Source organism: Flaviaestuariibacter amylovorans (genome assembly GCF_039541815.1).
GTDB classification, from domain to species: Bacteria; Bacteroidota; Bacteroidia; order Chitinophagales; family Chitinophagaceae; genus Flavisolibacter; species Flavisolibacter amylovorans.
The window spans coordinates 333,218-349,690 of sequence record NZ_BAABGY010000011.1; the positions used below are offsets into that span (position 1 = coordinate 333,218).

The following is a 16,473-nucleotide window of genomic DNA, read 5'->3' on the forward strand; positions in this document are numbered from 1 at the left end:
GAAGCAGTAGTTCCTCTGAAATCTAAAAACATCTTTCAACTTTCCTAACTATTTTCCAGGTGCCGAACCATCGGCATATTGTGGACCAACCATTCGAAGTTCATAAAATCTACAAACGCTCACTGATTCACGATCAGTATGGCGGCAATCGGCAGGGTGGCATAGCCGCTTCAGCTCGCTTTCCTTATATCTTTATTTTTTCGGGAAAGTCCGGGCATCAACACGGCTATAAAGACCAATGGGAGAACCGGGATGTATTCTCCTATACCGGCGAAGGGCAGCAGTCCGATATGCAGTTTATAAAAGGGAACCTGGCGCTGCGTGACCATATGAAAGGCGGGAAACGCATTTTCCTGTTTACCGAAGCCCCTCTCCGCAGCCATGTTATGTTTGAAACTGAGGTCGAATTGCGCGAGTTTGACTTTTTCATTGCTCCTGATCGGGATGGGACGGACAGGACCGCGATCAAATTCTTTTTTCAGCGGGTTGGTAAGCAGCTTGAGTACCCTAAAGATCTTTCCGCAGCCAGCTATGCAGCCGAGTACGATGCGGCCTTAGACTGGAATAAGCCCAATGAAACCGAGCGTAAGGGCCTGGTGACCTCAAGGGTGGGACAAGGTGCGTACCGGAAAAGCATATTATATCGGTGGGAGTTTCGATGTGCCGTGACGGGCTATAATAAAAAGGACATTTTGATAGCATCACATATCGTTCCTTGGAACGAAGCTTCCAATGACCAACGCCTCGACGTAAACAATGGCATCTTGCTATCGCCGAATTATGACGCACTATTCGACCGACACCTAATAAGTTTTGAAGACTCGGGGAAAATCATTCTTTCAGAACCGTTACTCCGAACAAACTATGAAGAGCTCGGGATTACAGGGAGTGAGCGAGTAAAAGCCTTTTCCAAGGGAAATCTTGACTACTTGTGCTTGCATCGACACAAGCTGCAGGTCTGAGTGTCGATCGTTTCTTTTGATGCCACTGGAACACCGGCATGGTCGGGTCCTAATTCTGTGATTAAACGAACCCGAATTTCTGTCGGTGTAGCTCAAGCTTGCTCTGGGCCGGCCAATACTTCTGATCGCTTGGGAGTAAAAGCCGCCTTCCTACAAATGGTCGGATCAGGTAGTCGGCCTGTGCTTCTGTAAAAGAAGTTGCTATAACTTTAAAATTAGCATCTATCGAGATCAATCCTCTGTCAAAGGCGCGATGGAGATTGGGGCAAAGTGCAATGCCGTTGGAAATATGATCGTCGCCGCTCTCAGCAAACGGAATGATGTGGCAAGCATCAATCATCTGCAGCTGCCGGTCGGCGATGACGCGCATACCGCTGATGCCACAAGCGTAATTATAGACACGCGGAACTTCCTTTTTAAAAATACTGCCCCGGATATAGGTGATCTCTTCGTCGTTTACTTCCAATAGGGACGGTAATGGCGAAAGGGTATTATCCAAGACCTGCGCTGTGATTACCTCATAGAGTCCATTGGCAGTTCGGACGCTATGTATGTTCGGAAACCATCTTTGAAAGAGCGCACCTTTCAGCTTTTGTCGACTTTCCCTTTGAAGCAACAGTTCAAAAAGGTCATCGTTAAAACAAGCATGATCCACCACTTCCTTTAAATGCGCGAAGCTTTTAATCGAAGCAGAGGATGTGAGTAAGATCTCCCTACCCGGTTTTGTTTTGAGGTGCCAGAAAGCTTTCTTTCTGTTCGGGCCCTGGAGATGGAAAAAGGGTAGGGCAAAGTTGGCGGTGAATTTCGGGTAGTGCACCAATTGGTGCCAGAGGTCTTTGAAACGGGCTACCAGTTCGGGAGTGATGTAGATTTTGTTATCGGTGATTTCGCCTTTTTCAATCCCTTCCAGGATTGCTATTAGCAAGATGGGTTTGTGTGGCGCAGGCTGGCCAGCTACTATGGCAACTTTAAGGTGGGTGAAGGCATGCAGGTAGTAGGAAAGTGCCTGGCGGTCAATGCTGGCAGCAATCTGTGGCATGTTAATCCGAAAGGTGTTCATGATTCCGAGATTTGAAGGTAACTCCCAAACTTCAGATCAAGATTTGTCACTAAGATTGGTTTCGAACCAAATAGCTAGTTCATAGGGAGCAATCTGAATAGATGGTTCGAGCAGCTACAACGTATGTACTTAGAGTGATTTTTCAAAGCGCACCTCAGGGAAGAAGATCAATGTCTCTTCAGTTGCTTCCTGCCCCTTCCAATAGGCCATAAACAAAACCCGCGCGCTATCGAGTCGATAGCCCCGACTTTGCCATTCGTCAATTTTTGTAGTAAAAGACGCTGAAAATCGTAGCACCGTAATGCCGCGGGAGTTATGCAGTTCATTGCCGTAGATCGAAAGCTCGTCGCCGCAATGCAAGGCGTGGATGGCATCCTGCCTCCTTGAGAAGAAGCTGAGGAATACATCGTGGTAATTGAGTAGATACGATACGACCTCGGGGCCTGGGTAAGATGCTTGGTCTTGCAGATAGGCGACTCCTTCGCCGGCGAATGATTGGAGATAATCGGCCCGATAATGTACCGAAAGCTCGTTCTTCGCCCGCGTCATAGCCACATACAGAAGTCGCTTTTTCTCTTCTTCGTCCGGTGTAAATTTTTGAAGCGCTATTAGCACTTTGTCAAATTCCCGTCCCTTTGCTTTATGAATGGTAGAGACGTAAACGATGTTTTGCTCAATCTGAACAAAATCTTCCCACTTTGATTCTTTGAGAAACAGCTGCCAGTCGCTTTTGTACCTTCTGTCGGGATGAAGCAGCTCAAATTCGTCAATGACGGCCAACATTCGTTCGAGCTGTATGCTGCGAGCAAATTTTGCTCTTAGGTCAGCTTTAGCTGCCAGCCAATCGTCCGGTAGTATGGTATAGTTGTCGTTACTGTTCAAAACAGTGTCTGAGAAATGACGCAGCTCGCGCAGGTCGTTCAACGCAATTTTGTCGGCACTTTGAATGAGTCTTGTCGGGATTCCTTGTGCGGCGAGATAGCCGGCTATGATTTCGGCTTCCTTGTTCTCGAATGTAAGTACGCAGGTTGTTCCGTCTTTCCCCGCTTTCAACTCTTTCGTTAGCGGAACCACCAGCGATCCGGAACTATGCTTCGTGATGCGTATCTGTCCCGGCTCTTTCCTCACGGCCACGATTGGAAGCTCTTTTAATCGGTGCTGGAGCTGTGCGGCCCATTGATTGGCTACAGAGACGATTTCAGCGCAACTGCGGTAGTTCTCCACCAGATCAAACTTGAAGGCTCCATTGCTCAGAAACCGCTGCATGAACTCAGACCCTGCCTTCCGAAATCCATAGATACTCTGATCATCATCACCAACTAAAAGAACGCGGATGTCTTCATTCTGGGCGATAATGGCTTGCAGCAGCTCGTATTCCTCCGCATTCATATCCTGCGCTTCGTCTACCACCAGAATTGCTTTGGTGATGCGGCTTTGTTCTACTTCTCCCGCCAGGATACGTTCGGTGGCCGCCCGGATAACACCTTCGGATTCAGCCAGGTTGCCATTGCGACCTAAAAGATCGAAACAGTAGGAGTGGAAGGTTTTGATCTCCACGTGATGTGCGTCTTTTCCAATGAGGGCGACCAGGCGTTTTTTGAATTCGGAAGCAGCTGCACGCGAAAAGGTGAGCATCAGCATCTGTTCGTAGCGAACATCTTCGGTAAGCAAGATGGAGGCGAGCTTATGCACCAAAACACGCGTCTTGCCGCTTCCAGGCCCTGCCACCACCACAATTTGTTGCTGATCGCGCTCTTTGATGATGGCCAGCTGCGCAGGCGAAAGTTGGCCAAAGAGCGTTTCAAAGCGGGCCGGGGTCATGGTTCGTTTGAGATCTTCCGCTCGTCCGCGGAAGTATTTGCGTAGAAACGCATCATAAGGCAGCCTGAAATAGTCATTCGTAAAGGTCAGCGCCTCTTCATAATTCTCCAGCATTCTCCGTGCATACTCGCCCACTATATGGATCTGGTGCGCTTTATTCTTATAATGCTCGGCGAGCTTGGCGTATTGAGCAAGGCCGTATTTGACAGCGTTATTTGGCTCAATCCTTTCCAGGCGTATACGCTGATAACTTACCAGGAAGCCGCCTTCTATTTTGAGGGCTTCGATTCTGGTGAGATAGAAGAGGGTGTCTTCTATGTCCTCGATGGTAGGCTCAGTGCCAAAGAGCCCTGCTTCTCGCAAAAGGGCCTCTTTGAGTTCTAACACTGAGAATTCAACCAGCACGTCTGCACTTCCATCCCCCTCAGCTGCCCGCAGTTCTGCAGCTTTTTCAAAAAGGATGTTCAAGATGGTACCGGCCATTTCATGACGCCGCTCCATTTTTCGTCGCCACTGCTCCTGATCATGTTCCATCAAAATCGTTACGTAGTGGCTTGTCCCTTCCGAACTGCGTTTGCGGATAAAATTTCGTACGGCCCAAAAGTTAAGCAAGGTGCGGACCTGTGCCGGGGCTACATCCGCGCATCCGGCCTCCGTCGCCACTTCCATCCAGTCTTTGATACTGTAGGTATGTTCTCCGTCTTCGATTAAGCTCACTAGGCAGGTTTCCAGCTGCCGGAAGCTTTTAAGCACTGCTTGTGCGTTCTTCGATCCATCCTGGCGACGAACAAACGCAGTCAGGTCGCGGGCATCGGCTAGAATTTTTTCTTCACGCAAGAGGTTGATGATGCGAATTATCTCCTCTTTGCGGATAGCCAGGTGATCAGAGATATAATCAATCCGCGATTCGGCGGCTTCATCCGAGGCTAAGCTCTTGCTTTTGCTGGAAAACAGCTTTTTCATGATCCGCACAGCAGGCTCCTTGTCTACTTCTTGGATCTTGTCAGACGTTTCAATACGCTGACGGGCCCCCTCCATGTTTTTCGTTAGAATACTATTTGCAAATACCTGTGGTGCATTCTTTCCCCGTTCTACAAGCTTGGCTTCTTCAAGAGCGGCTATGGCTGTTTTCACGCGGGTTTCCAAATCGTGAATTCCTTCATCCCATCCAGCCTTCCGGGCGATTTCAAGAGCCGAAAGGCAGATTTTCGGATTCCGGATGCTGGTCAACTGTTTTACGGCGCGCCAGATCTGGTTGATTTCCTTGACATCCAGTTTGGTCATGTTCAGCAACGCAAAATGCTTGTCGAGGTCTTCCTCATCAAACAGAACATGGCACTCCGCCTGTATTTTTTCACTGCGTCCAGCCCGTCCCGCCTCCTGTACATAGTTTTCAAGTGAATCCGACAGGTTGTAATGAATAACCCGGCCTACATTGTCCTTATCCACCCCCATCCCAAACGCCGAGGTAGCCACCATTACGTCCACTTCGCCTCCAAGGAAAGCATCCTGGCTTGCTACCCGTTCATCACGCTCCATTTTGCCATGGTAGGCCCGGGCGCTGTAACCGTCAGTGGTAAGTCGCTCTGCCAATTCGGCGGCCCGCTTCGTACGGGATACATACACGATGGTGGGGCAGCTATTCTCGCCAATCAGGCGGCGCAGCTCTGCATATTTGTTTTCCTCTCCTTCCCGGGCAACGACCCGGTACTGCAGGTTCTTCCGTGCCACACTTGCCTGAAACAGGCGCATCCGGATGCCTAATTTATTTTGGAAGTAGGCTTGAATGTCCTCAATTACCTGTGGTTTGGCGGTAGCGGTAAAGCAGGATACCGGAATCGGTTCCTGCAGGCCTTTCTTTTCCTGTAGATTCCGTAGAAACTCTCCGATATATAGGTAGTCGACGCGAAAGTCCTGGCCCCAGGTGGAGAAGCAGTGGGCCTCGTCAATGACAAAACGGGCGATCTTTCGGCCCATCAAAAGGCGCTCAATTGTGACTGAACGTAATGATTCCGGGGAGATGTAAAGCAAATGGGCCACCGAAATGTCAGGTGAAGTACCCTGTACCCGCTCGATCGCTTTTTGTCGCTCAATTGGATCCAACAGTCCGTTTATCGTTACAGCGTCGGTGATCCCTTTCCTGGCTAGGTTGTCGACCTGGTCCTTCATTAAGGATTGTAGGGGTGATATGATCACGGTGAGGGCACGTGCGGCCTCTCCGCTCAACAGAGCAGGCACCTGAAATGTAATCGACTTACCACCACCTGTGGGGAATACAGCAAGGAGGGATTCGTGCCGGATAGCGGCGGTAACCGCCTCTTCCTGCATGGCAACCCCATCAAAGGTTCGGTAGGAATCCAGCTTGAAAAAGCGCTGTAGTGCCGGCAAGGCCGCAAGCCATTGGTTGCAGTAAGGGCAGCCGGTGCAGGGCTCATTTCGCAGTTGGCGGATAACGGGTTCGACTTTAGGAGATGTATGGACCACCCATGGCGGAGTAATCGAATATTTGTCGCCGCTCCGGATAAGCGCCAAAGCATAGGCCAGCGCCACAGGCTCCGACCGGATTAATTCTGTTAGTGCGACATGTGCGCAGATCTGACCATCAAACAGGAGGCGGATCATATCTACTAGGTACGCCTCCGGCAGCGGCGACAATTCTAGGTAGCGGAAAAAAGGGGAAAATTCTTCCTGGTGAGCTAGCAGGCCGGTGAAAATGCGTTGCAGGCGTTCGTCGAGGCTTTTGAAAGCGGCTACTTCTTCGTAAAAGAGATCCATCGATTTCCGAGCATCCTCAAGCGGATCATTCAGCTCTTCGGGCAGGAAGTGCTTGTCTTTCAGGAGTCTGTGGTAGGGGTGGGCTGGAAATAGGAGTGGGGAAAGGAGCAGTGTATCGATGGCGATAGAGCGACGCCATTGCGAAAGCCCTAGCGTTTTCGCGATCAGGTTCAAATCATGGCGGAATATGTTGTGGCCCACCAGGAAATCGCTGCCTTCCTGAAAGCTGAGGAACGTTTTCAGGTCGTTGCGGTGAAAGCCGCTCCCGTCCGATCGCATGGCCCCTATGTCCATTATCTTCTGCGACTTTGCGTCAGCTTCGAGATCGAAGAAGGTGAGTAGGGGTGACAAGCAGTTATTGGTTTGGGTTAAATATAATAAATAACCCATATAGGGTATGCTAGCGGTATTTCACAATCGATAGACCTAATGAAGAATGGATGCAAGTTTCTTCTCTATTCCGATAGAATTTAAATACTTTGTTTTCCTAAACAACTGCTATGACGGAATACTTTATCCATGACGGGGTAAATCAAACAGGCCCCTTCAGCTTTGAGCAATTGCGCGATCGGAAGATTACCGGTGATACAAACATTTGGGTTGCCGGCATGTCTGGATGGACAAAAGCAAAAGACGTGTCCGAGCTTGCTTCTATTCTGGTGGTTGCACCCCCTCCCTTTAATCCGAACAGTCGTCGGCACGAGACCGCCTCTGAATCAGCTCCCGCCCCAAATGCGCAGACACGCTTACCAAAAGAACAAAAAGCAAGAAGGTCGAGATGGCCCGTCTTATTGATCCTAATTCTGCTTCTGGGTGGCGCAGCAGCTTTCGTCCTTTATCAGCAGAATCATTATACAGCCGGAGCGAGCCTTTTTACAGATGATGAGAAAGTATCTCCTGGTCAATACTTAAAAACAAGTGGCAAGACTCGTTTCAATCTTATTGACCAATTCGTTATTGAGGGTAAAGTGGAAAATGTGGCAACACATACCAATTATCGGAACTTGATTTTACGTGTTACTTTTTATAATAAGAGTGAAGAATACATCGATGCCAAAGACTATGACTTGGACCTTGTTTGCCAATATGGATATTCAAAGAGCTTCAAGTTGAAGATTGAAGCGCCTTCAGGAACTAGAACAGCTGGATGGGAAGTCGTGCGAGCTGAGACATTTTGATTTTCTCAATTGGCAGTTTTTGAATGAGGCTATAGCATGAAATATTATCTCGGCGTAACCGATAATAGTTGGTTTGATTTCCTGAGCCGACGAAACCCAGAAGACATCAATTTTTGGCAGCCTTCAGGTAATTCAGTCTTTAAAGCGCTTCAGCAGGGTGCCCCTTTCTTCTTTAAATTAAAGAGGCCACGCAATCATATTGGCGGAGTCGGTTTCTTCTCGAGTCATACGACCTTGCCACTGAGTATTGCGTGGGACACTTTCAAAGAAAGAAATGGTACAGCGACTTATGCTGAACTTCAAAGCTTGATTCAGAACTATCGCCAGGACAGACAATCTACTAATCCAGTAATTGGGTGTATTGTATTGACTGATCCAATATTCTTTCACGAAAAAGATTGGCTTCCTGCGCCGCCTGATTGGGGAAAAAGCATCGTGCAAGGTAAAGGATACGATTCGTCGAGCCTGGATGGGAGATTTCTCTGGGAGAGGTTGGAAGAGCTAATTTACCGGTATACGTTAAACAGGGCTGACGAGAGACGAAAAGACATTCTAATTGCTGAAGAAGACAGGGCCCTGTATGGAAATCCATTGCTTCGTAAAGTCAGGCTGGGGCAAGGAGCTTTCCGGGTATTGGTAACAGATGCTTACCAGCGACGCTGCGGCATAACCGGCGAAAAAACGCTTCCAGTGCTGGAAGCGGCACATATTAAGCCTTATTCAGAATCAGGTCCGCATGCTTTGACTAATGGACTGCTTCTAAGATCAGATATGCACAAGCTTTTCGATTCTGGGTATTTGACCATTACCACAAATTTGAAGATCGAGATAAGCGGACGGATTCGGGAGGAGTTTCAAAATGGCAAGGAGTATTATAAATACCACGGCTCATTACTGCAGCATTTACCAGTGAATCCGAATAATCTTCCAGAAGAGCAGTTTATTCGATGGCATAATGAGAATATATTCCGGGCTTAAGCAGCTCATAATAGTTTTATACTTAGTAAGAATTAAAGGTGCATGGATATTCCAAAAGAAGTTTAGTCTAACTTCCAACCTACTAAATCACCTTCGGTCGTTATAAAATTGCTTATGAACGCCTTCGGCAAAAGCATTCGCATTTACTTGAAAGATGGTACCGTTACCGGTATCAAGTTCGGTGAAGTGGTCAATCAGACCATTCAATCCATTTCCTGTCCCAGGTTGCGTGTGAGTGAGCTGAGCGAGCTGGCGGAAGCAAATCGCCCTGGTGTTTATTTTCTCTTTGGTGAAGATGAGCAGACTGGTGAAGCAAAAGCTTATATCGGCGAGGCTGAAAATGTGTTCAACCGCTTGCAAAGCCACATTTCAGGCAAGGATTTTTGGAATGAGGTTATCTTTTTTGTAAGCAAGGACGAAAATCTCACTAAGAGCCATGTGAAATATTTAGAGAGTCGTCTCATTCAGCTGGCCTTTTCTACAAAACGCTACAAGGTCGAGAATCAAAACCTGCCTCAGCAATCTTCCCTACCGTTAGCTGACCGGGATGCGATGGAGGAGTTTCTGACATATATCAAGTTGCTGATCGGGGTAATGGGGCATAAGTTATTGGAGGAGGTGACGGCTGTACCTCAGCGAATTGTTTTGCCTGCGGGGGACTATTCGGGAGCTAGTGCCGCCGCTGAGATCACCTTTAGCTTAGAGCTATTTCTGACGACAGGTATGGTCAAAGCCAAGGCCGTGCAGACCGATGAAGGCATCGTTGTACTAAAAGGGTCGGAAGCGGCACCCACCACAACAAATAGCCTCGGCTCCGGTTATCGTGAACTACGTGATCGTCTCATTCAAAACGGCACGTTGGCAATGGAAAGCGATAAATATGTCTTCCAAAACAACAGTCTATTCAATTCCTCATCGGCGGCGGGTGCCGTAATTTTAGGGTATAATACGAGCGGCCCACTAAACTGGAAGAATGAAAAGGGCAAGACCTTAAAAGAGATAGAGAATGCAAGAGTTCGGATGGAGAAGCGGCAGGAGCGAGCTTCAGCCTTATAACTTTCCCGCTATTCTCCAGCAGAGCACATAAATTACTTTCTGAACACGGGAGTATCACTACCAAGAACGATTCTAAATCTGGGGTTGAAAGTGAAGTTGTTATCTTCAAAACCTCTGCTGAATTCAGTGGTTACATCTTTATTATAGAAATCAATATCTCTCCACCCCCTATCCTGGAAAACATCAGTTTCCGAGTAGATCTTTAGGCTTTCTTTTAATGAACTGTGACTATCAGGGAAGAACTCTGCCATCAATAAATTTATATCCCTGTATTGGTTGAAGCAGCAGACCAAGACAAACCAAGGGAAAGCCTTTCGGGGTTGAAGGTTATGGAAAGTTGGGATTGTCCAAGACCCACCAGAAACATATTTGCTGAACAAATGTTGGGCGTCAACAATAGAACAACCAAACTGCTCAATCCCGTACCGTATCCCGCACCTGGTTGCAACTGGGAAAGTATCATTGACAAAGTTGTAGAGAAGATAGATAGGTATACCTCGTCGTGCAGATGCATATGAAAGCAGAGAGTTAATTTGCTGTGTCGCCATCGTAGGTACGAAATGATCCATAGGTGGATAATTACCCCCTCCCAACTTCACTCGATTCAGGCTTTTGTTATAGATGATTTTAGCCTGAGTCGGAAAGTATAGATAACCGCCACCGAATTGAACAAAAAGCTCAATGTCATTACCGTTTGTTTTTTCATTATTGGATTCGAAGATGTGAATGTTCCAGCGGACCCTTCCCCATGAATTCACTTGCTCTTTCGCACGGATCAATTCGAAAAGGATGTTTTGGGTTAGCGTAGTTTCATAGATACGCATGCCCTTCCTTGTTCGGGAAAACTTTATTCGTTCCCAAGTTTCTACAGCAAGAAGTTGAAAGAAATCGCATAAAGAAGTGCTCGCTTGGAAATTTGAAATTGCGTTTTGATGTGCAGTTGATAGCATAGCAGTTAGATTAGTGAAGGTGGTATTGCGAAGTTATGCCGCCAGCATCCGCTTCAATGTATCCAGCATCGCCTGTTTGAACGCATCATCACTAGCCAATAGACGATAAAGGTCCAGTTCCTTCTTCCGTTCACCCCGCATCACATCTTCGAAAATGGCCTTCAAGGCAAGATCGCGATTCTGAACGTCGGGGTTGTTTTGATACTTCTCCTGGAAGCTAGGGTGGACCCGCATGCCGGCCACGATGTTTACCAACTTTACTTTCTTTTCATCGGGCGTACCTTGCCAGTCGCCCCACCAACGCTCATTGAATGTCTGGATGATGCGGTTGTCGCCAAGCTGTCTTTGAGCGCGAGGTGGGCCAATGCCGGCTTGCTGTATTCGTTGTGGCCGAGGACAGGACCGCCAAGGAAGCAGTCAGTTTGTTTCGTGTGAAAGGATTTGGCTTGGTAGCAGGCCAAAGTAGCTAATTTTCAGAACATCAAATAACATGGCGCTTTTGAATCGTGTAAAAGTTGCACGCTAAGAAATACGAGCGGATTAAAGGTGGCGTTGTTTTGTGTATTGATTATTCTATGCTCCCGTAACCCTCTCTAACCATTTTCAATACCTCCCCAATTGCTCCGTAATTCATCCTAAATTCCTGCTACATGGCAGCTCCGTATTGACGTCCATAGTGTACGAACTTTCAAGTACTTGTGGCAATCGTCTCTGGCGCACTTGACATCGGGAAAAACACGGAAAAATCGTTCCCAAACTGACAATTTCTGGCATTAATCTGCAAAAACTGACCAAAACTGGAAAGCAAGTTTTCCAACTATTCTAGGTTTGCCTTTTCATTTAGTTGTTGTGCAGAAGGGGACGAGACTAACCCTCCCCAAAATACAATACTAATTGATAATCAACCTTTTGTAACTTAGATCTGTAAACAATATGACAACCGCAGCCGGTGCCTCGAAATCCAAAGACCTGTATGAAAGCCTGCCCAGCGTAGAGCAATGCCGCAAGTTGTTCAAAGCAAAGGAGTACGACTACACCGATGAAGAACTGCTGCAGCTGCGCGACTTCCTGTACAAGCTGACCCGAATCTACTACGAGTTCTACATGCAGGATTTCCGGCACCGCGTCCCGGTTGTGAACTTAAACAATGCTACCCATGGTACAGAAGAAAGCCATTCTCTACGTCCGCGTAAGTACCGACGAGCAAGCTGACCGCGGCTTCAGCCTACAGCACCAGGAAGAACGCCTGCGGCAATATTGCGCCCTGCAGCAAATTGAAGTCGTGGACTTCTACCGCGAAGACCACTCGGCCAAGACCTTCGAGCGGCCGCAATTCCAAAAGCTCCTGGGCCGCCTCAAAAAGGAAAAGAAGCTCGCCAACCTGCTCCTGTTTCTCAAATGGGACCGCTTCTCCCGCAATGCCGGCGATGCCTACGGCATGATCAATACCCTCAACAAGCTGGGCATCGAGCCCCAGGCCATCGAGCAGCCGCTCGACCTGAACATTCCCGAAAACAAGATCATGCTCGCCTTTTACCTGGCCGCGCCGGAGGTGGAGAACGACCGGCGGGCGTTGAACACCGTGGCCGGCATGCGCCGGGCACGGAAAGAAGGCCGCTGGATGGGTGGTGCACCCGTGGGCTATCGAAATACCCGCAACGAGCGCAACCAGCCGGTCATCGTTCCCTCCGAAAAGGCACCGATCGTCCAATGGGTCTTCGAAGAGATCTGCAAGGGCATCTCCAGCGGCGAGGTGGTGCGCAAGGAGGCCATGCGCAGAGGGCTCGGCATCTCGCGCGGGAACTTTTACCTGATGATCAAGAACCCGACCTTTTGCGGCCGGATGGTGATCCCTCCTACAAAGACGAGCCGGAGATAGTCGTCAAGGGCCTCCATGAACCCCTGATTAGCGAAGAACTGTTTGACGAAGTACAAATCGTCATGGCGAAGAAGCGACGCAACTGGCCCGTGTCGCATCGGCCGCGTGAAGAGTTTCCGCTGCGGGGGCACCTGATTTGCGCGCGTTGCGGCCGCAAATTGACGGGCAGCACCTCGAAAGGGAATGGCGGTATGTACTATTACTACCACTGCACCCCCAAGTGCGGCGAGCGATTCCATGCCGAAGAGGCCAATGCTGCCTTTGCCAAAATGCTGCAGAACATCAAGCTGAATGTAGTGGCCCATAATGCCATCGAATACTTCGCCACTTCGCTGTACGGCAGCGACGGGCAAAGTGCCGAAAAGGAGCGGGCGAAGCTGAAAGGGGAGATCGAGAAAAATAAGGAGCGCCTCAACCAGGCCCAGCAACTCCTGCTGGACGGCACCATTGATCCGGCCGACTACAAAGCCATCAAAAACCGCTACGAGCCGATCGTGAGCCAGCTGGAGAGCCAGCTGCGGAGCCTGTCGCGGGAGAACAGCGACCTGGCCGACCTGCTGGCCTTTGCCGGGAAGTTTTTTACCAACCTGGACAAGCTCTACGTGGAGAGCAACCTGCTCCTGAAGCAACAGCTCATTGGTTTGATGTTCCCCGAAAAATTGATCTATTCGAAAAAAACTTTTCAAACCATAGGGTCGAACCCCCTCTTCGCGCTGATAAGCAAGCGGGGCGCGGGTTTCGGGCGACGAACACATAAAAAAAGCCCACAATATGTGGGCTTGTCTAGTGAGGCTCCCCCTTCAGGACTTGAACCTGAGACCCTCTGATTAACAGTCAAATTTTGAAAACATTTCCTGATTGCTTTTTCTTTCCGATGATTTCATAAGTGATTGAAAAATAGTGTTATATAAGGATCAAATTTTGTATATATCATCAATTGGTTTCTCTTTATCGATATCTTTGTGGTGCAAATTTGGTGCAACTATGCAAGTCTATAAACCTTCTGTTTCCTTCCTTCTAGATACCCGGAAGGAGAAGCTCGATGGAACCTTTCCCCTGAAGTTGGTTGTCTACTGCCGGCCTGAAAAGAAGCGTTACAGCACAGGGCTCGACTTTACGAAAGAGGAATGGGAGAAGCTAAACGGGGCCCGTTTGAAGGATGAAAGCCTCAAAGAAAAAAAGATCAAGACGCAGATCCTGGTCACCAAGGCCGAGAGCATAATAGAGAAATTGGAACCTTTTTCGTTTTTCGCCTTCGAAGCTGCTTTCTTCAAACAAGCTGTCGGGAAATTAGATTTAACCCTAAAGCATTGGTTCGACCAATATGTTTCCAAGCTGGAGCAGGAAGGACGGGAAGGAACCCGGATATCCTATCGTACGACGCTCAACTCTCTTTTGAACTACTGGTCGAACCTCAAACTAACTGACATCACTAAAGAGTTCCTGGTAGGGTACGAGACGGCCATGAAGCGGCAGGGCAAGTCACCCTCTACGATTGGGATTTACCTGCGCCAACTCCGGGCTATCATCAACCAGGCAATTGAGCAAGGAGCACTTAAGGCGGAGCAGTATCCCTTTAAAAGCTATGACATCCCTGGAGCCAGAAACGTAAAGAAGGCACTTTCCGACGAACAATTGCAGAAGATACTGAGCTATGCGCCCGCTTCGGCTAATGAAGAGAAAGCGCTCGACTTCTGGATCTTGAGCTACCTGTGCAACGGAATGAATATGACAGATATTCTCCACCTTAAGCCTGAGAATATCGACCGTACCTTTCTTTACTACATCAGGCAGAAAACCATCCGCACCCGTAAGAAAGACTTACGACCCATTAAGGTACCGCTGCACCCCAAAGCGAAAATGATCATTGAGAAGTGGCGGGCAAAGCTTAATGAGACCCCCTATTTGTTTCCTGTGCTTGACGCCGATATATCACCCAAGACGGTAAAGCACCGCGTTCAGAAATTTATCAAGCAAGTCAACGAAGGCATGGAGCAAATAAGGGTCAAGTTAGAGATTGACCAGAAGTGCACGACCTATGCTTGCCGCCATAGCTTTTCTACGCGACTGATGCGAAAGGGAGCGAGTAGTCAGCTGATCAAAGAGAGCCTGGGGCACAGTAGCGTAGCGGTAACGGAGAATTACTTAGGCGATTTTGCAGATGATGTTAAATTGGATTTTGCCAACATGCTTACGGAATTCAAGTAATGATAGTAATTATAATATCCCCACTACGAATAGTATAGGTTTTGAGTAAGTTCATTCGGTATTCGCCGTTGTTCAATAATATGTAGGCAGCCGCAGTCTATCCCGGAGTGTAGCCGCCGAGAAGTGCGAGCTGCTAAAAAAATTAGCCGGAAAATTTGGTATTTCTACTATTCTCAGTGAAATCGCCTGCTATACCTTCGCTAGACAGTCTCAAGTAAACCTAAACCAAAGCTATGACAGTCGATTACACTTTAGCAATCAATCAAAACAATCCTTGCGAATTCACTGGCGATGCGTATATCACTCTTCTGAATCGATACACCTCTATCGAAGAAATGAGTAAAGGAGAGCGTATAGGCGGAAACATTCCTTACAAAGAATTTAAGGCTATTGCTGCAGATGAACAGAATTATTTCGTTAATGCGTTACAGTTGGAGTCTATTGAGCTAAGTACGGGTGGTAAAACCGAATTGACTACTTTGATTAATTCACTGATCGAAGTCGCTTCGACTACCGATTTCAATGAGATCAAAGGTATTATCGTACAATGGGAAGGCGACTTACTCCAAAAGCAAAGCGATTTTTCCAAGGAGGATCTGGTCAGTCTTTTCTCTGCGTCGTCTATGATGCGATATGGAGCATTGTATTGGATGGAGCGATTTAAGGGGGAGGCTCCGGGTTCCTCAACCGCTAAGGGGTCATTTTGGAAGTGGTTAGCTTGTGCCGTCAGTGCTGCAGTCTGTATTCTGGTTGTTGGTCCCATTCTCGCGGGAGTGAGTATTGGCCTTACGTTAACTCTTGGAGGAAGTATCATCTGGGGTGCAATCGGCTTTTCGGTAGCATATGGTATCGCTTTCGGTTATGACTAATTTGAATTTATGTACAAGAATGGACCGGTGTATTTTCTAAGTTTTCTGGTAATTTGGGGCGTCAATATCCAGGCAAGCAGGGCGCAGTCAACTCTGCCGAAGTTCGACGGGTTCGCGGGTCTTCTTGCCGGACGTGCACTTAATATCTCTAAAGATATTTATTCAAGCACCGGCTTCGGAGCGGAAGTGGGCGTCCGACGCAATTTCAGCTTAGGCAACGGAAACTGTTTTGTAGTTGGATTGACTGCACGAAACAACAGCTACCATGTCGAGGGATATTTCGAAAGGCAGAACAGCGATGATTTGTTTCTTCGGACTCCCGATAACGTAAAAGTGAATCGTCTTGAGTTTACACCAGTTTCCATTATTACAGGTTATAGGAGGTCGGTGGGACCCAAAATAGTTCTGGGAGTCGACTTCCAAACTTCCTATGTCGGCCGGATCGATCGAAATTTTAAAGTGGGATCAGATCTTAAGAATGAACCGTTTGATCTTAATAATAGCCTTTTTTTCGGTTTGGGTGCGTTAATCAGTTTGCCAGTATCAACGTCGTCGTCCTGGCGATATGAGCTGTTCTCGGATTATTCGCTCAGCTCGTACAGCAGCAATAGAAGCTTCAATCCATTCTCGGTTGGGATACGAATTAGCCGTGGATTTGGGAAGTAATCAATATGAAGGGATTCTTCGTTAAACAAAGCCGCTCACAGAGCGGCTTTGTGCGTAGGCGGAGGAAGAGG

Annotated in this window: 14 protein-coding genes; 10 read left to right on the top strand and 4 right to left on the bottom strand. The window is 48.0% G+C overall.

The window, feature by feature from the left end; genetic code table 11:
• Positions 1-80 precede the first annotated feature (80 nt).
• Positions 81-962: an SRA domain-containing endonuclease gene (locus ABD937_RS18265; protein ID WP_345257286.1), complete on the top strand. Its 882-nt coding sequence runs from the start codon at positions 81-83 to the stop codon at positions 960-962.
• A gap of 61 nt (positions 963-1,023) precedes the next feature.
• Here the strand turns inward: ABD937_RS18265 and ABD937_RS18270 are convergent, their stop codons facing one another.
• Both ABD937_RS18270 and ABD937_RS18275 read right to left on the bottom strand, forming a co-directional pair.
• On the bottom strand, positions 1,024-2,022 hold the full coding sequence (locus tag ABD937_RS18270) for an HNH endonuclease (RefSeq protein WP_345257287.1): 999 nt from the start codon (positions 2,020-2,022) through the stop codon (positions 1,024-1,026).
• A gap of 129 nt (positions 2,023-2,151) precedes the next feature.
• The gene (locus ABD937_RS18275) at positions 2,152-6,969 is read right to left on the bottom strand and encodes a RecQ family ATP-dependent DNA helicase (protein ID WP_345257288.1); all 4,818 of its coding nucleotides are present in this window, start codon (positions 6,967-6,969) and stop codon (positions 2,152-2,154) included.
• 149 nt (positions 6,970-7,118) lie between these two features.
• On the opposite strand from ABD937_RS18275, the gene ABD937_RS18280 reads away from it, so the two are divergent.
• From ABD937_RS18280 to ABD937_RS18290, 3 genes are all read left to right on the top strand, one after another.
• The gene (locus ABD937_RS18280) at positions 7,119-7,796 is read left to right on the top strand and encodes a DUF4339 domain-containing protein (protein WP_345257289.1); all 678 of its coding nucleotides are present in this window, start codon (positions 7,119-7,121) and stop codon (positions 7,794-7,796) included.
• 36 nt (positions 7,797-7,832) lie between these two features.
• On the top strand, positions 7,833-8,774 hold the full coding sequence (locus ABD937_RS18285) for an HNH endonuclease (protein ID WP_345257290.1): 942 nt from the start codon (positions 7,833-7,835) through the stop codon (positions 8,772-8,774).
• Positions 8,775-8,888: 114 nt separating this feature from the next.
• Complete coding sequence (locus ABD937_RS18290) at positions 8,889-9,830, top strand: GIY-YIG nuclease family protein (RefSeq protein ID WP_345257291.1); 942 nt, start codon at positions 8,889-8,891, stop codon at positions 9,828-9,830.
• Positions 9,831-9,862: 32 nt separating this feature from the next.
• Here ABD937_RS18290 and ABD937_RS18295 read toward each other — a convergent pair whose 3' ends face one another.
• Positions 9,863-10,780 (bottom strand): hypothetical protein, encoded by a 918-nt coding sequence (locus ABD937_RS18295; protein ID WP_345257292.1) that lies wholly within the window; start codon positions 10,778-10,780, stop codon positions 9,863-9,865.
• 33 nt (positions 10,781-10,813) lie between these two features.
• Positions 10,814-11,035 carry a hypothetical protein gene (locus tag ABD937_RS18300; RefSeq protein WP_345257293.1) on the bottom strand — a complete coding sequence of 74 codons (222 nt, stop codon included), beginning with the start codon at positions 11,033-11,035 and terminating at the stop codon, positions 10,814-10,816.
• 678 nt (positions 11,036-11,713) lie between these two features.
• Here ABD937_RS18300 and ABD937_RS18305 point away from each other — a divergent pair.
• From ABD937_RS18305 to ABD937_RS18330, 6 genes are all read left to right on the top strand, one after another.
• Positions 11,714-11,992 (top strand): hypothetical protein, encoded by a 279-nt coding sequence (locus tag ABD937_RS18305; RefSeq protein WP_345257295.1) that lies wholly within the window; start codon positions 11,714-11,716, stop codon positions 11,990-11,992.
• Positions 11,937-12,659 (top strand): recombinase family protein, encoded by a 723-nt coding sequence (locus ABD937_RS18310; protein WP_345257296.1) that lies wholly within the window; start codon positions 11,937-11,939, stop codon positions 12,657-12,659. Before ABD937_RS18305 ends, ABD937_RS18310 begins: the two co-directional genes overlap by 56 nt.
• Positions 12,614-13,486 (top strand): recombinase zinc beta ribbon domain-containing protein, encoded by an 873-nt coding sequence (locus ABD937_RS18315; RefSeq protein WP_345257297.1) that lies wholly within the window; start codon positions 12,614-12,616, stop codon positions 13,484-13,486. The genes ABD937_RS18310 and ABD937_RS18315 overlap by 46 nt, the downstream gene beginning before the upstream one ends.
• 157 nt (positions 13,487-13,643) lie before the next feature.
• Positions 13,644-14,867, top strand: a complete 1,224-nt coding sequence (locus ABD937_RS18320) for a phage integrase SAM-like domain-containing protein (RefSeq protein WP_345257298.1) — start codon at positions 13,644-13,646, stop codon at positions 14,865-14,867.
• A 233-nt stretch (positions 14,868-15,100) separates the two neighbouring features.
• Positions 15,101-15,736, top strand: a complete 636-nt coding sequence (locus ABD937_RS18325; protein WP_345257299.1) for a hypothetical protein — start codon at positions 15,101-15,103, stop codon at positions 15,734-15,736.
• Between the two features lie 9 nt (positions 15,737-15,745).
• Positions 15,746-16,402, top strand: a complete 657-nt coding sequence (locus ABD937_RS18330) for a hypothetical protein (RefSeq protein WP_345257301.1) — start codon at positions 15,746-15,748, stop codon at positions 16,400-16,402.
• Positions 16,403-16,473: the final 71 nt, after the last annotated feature.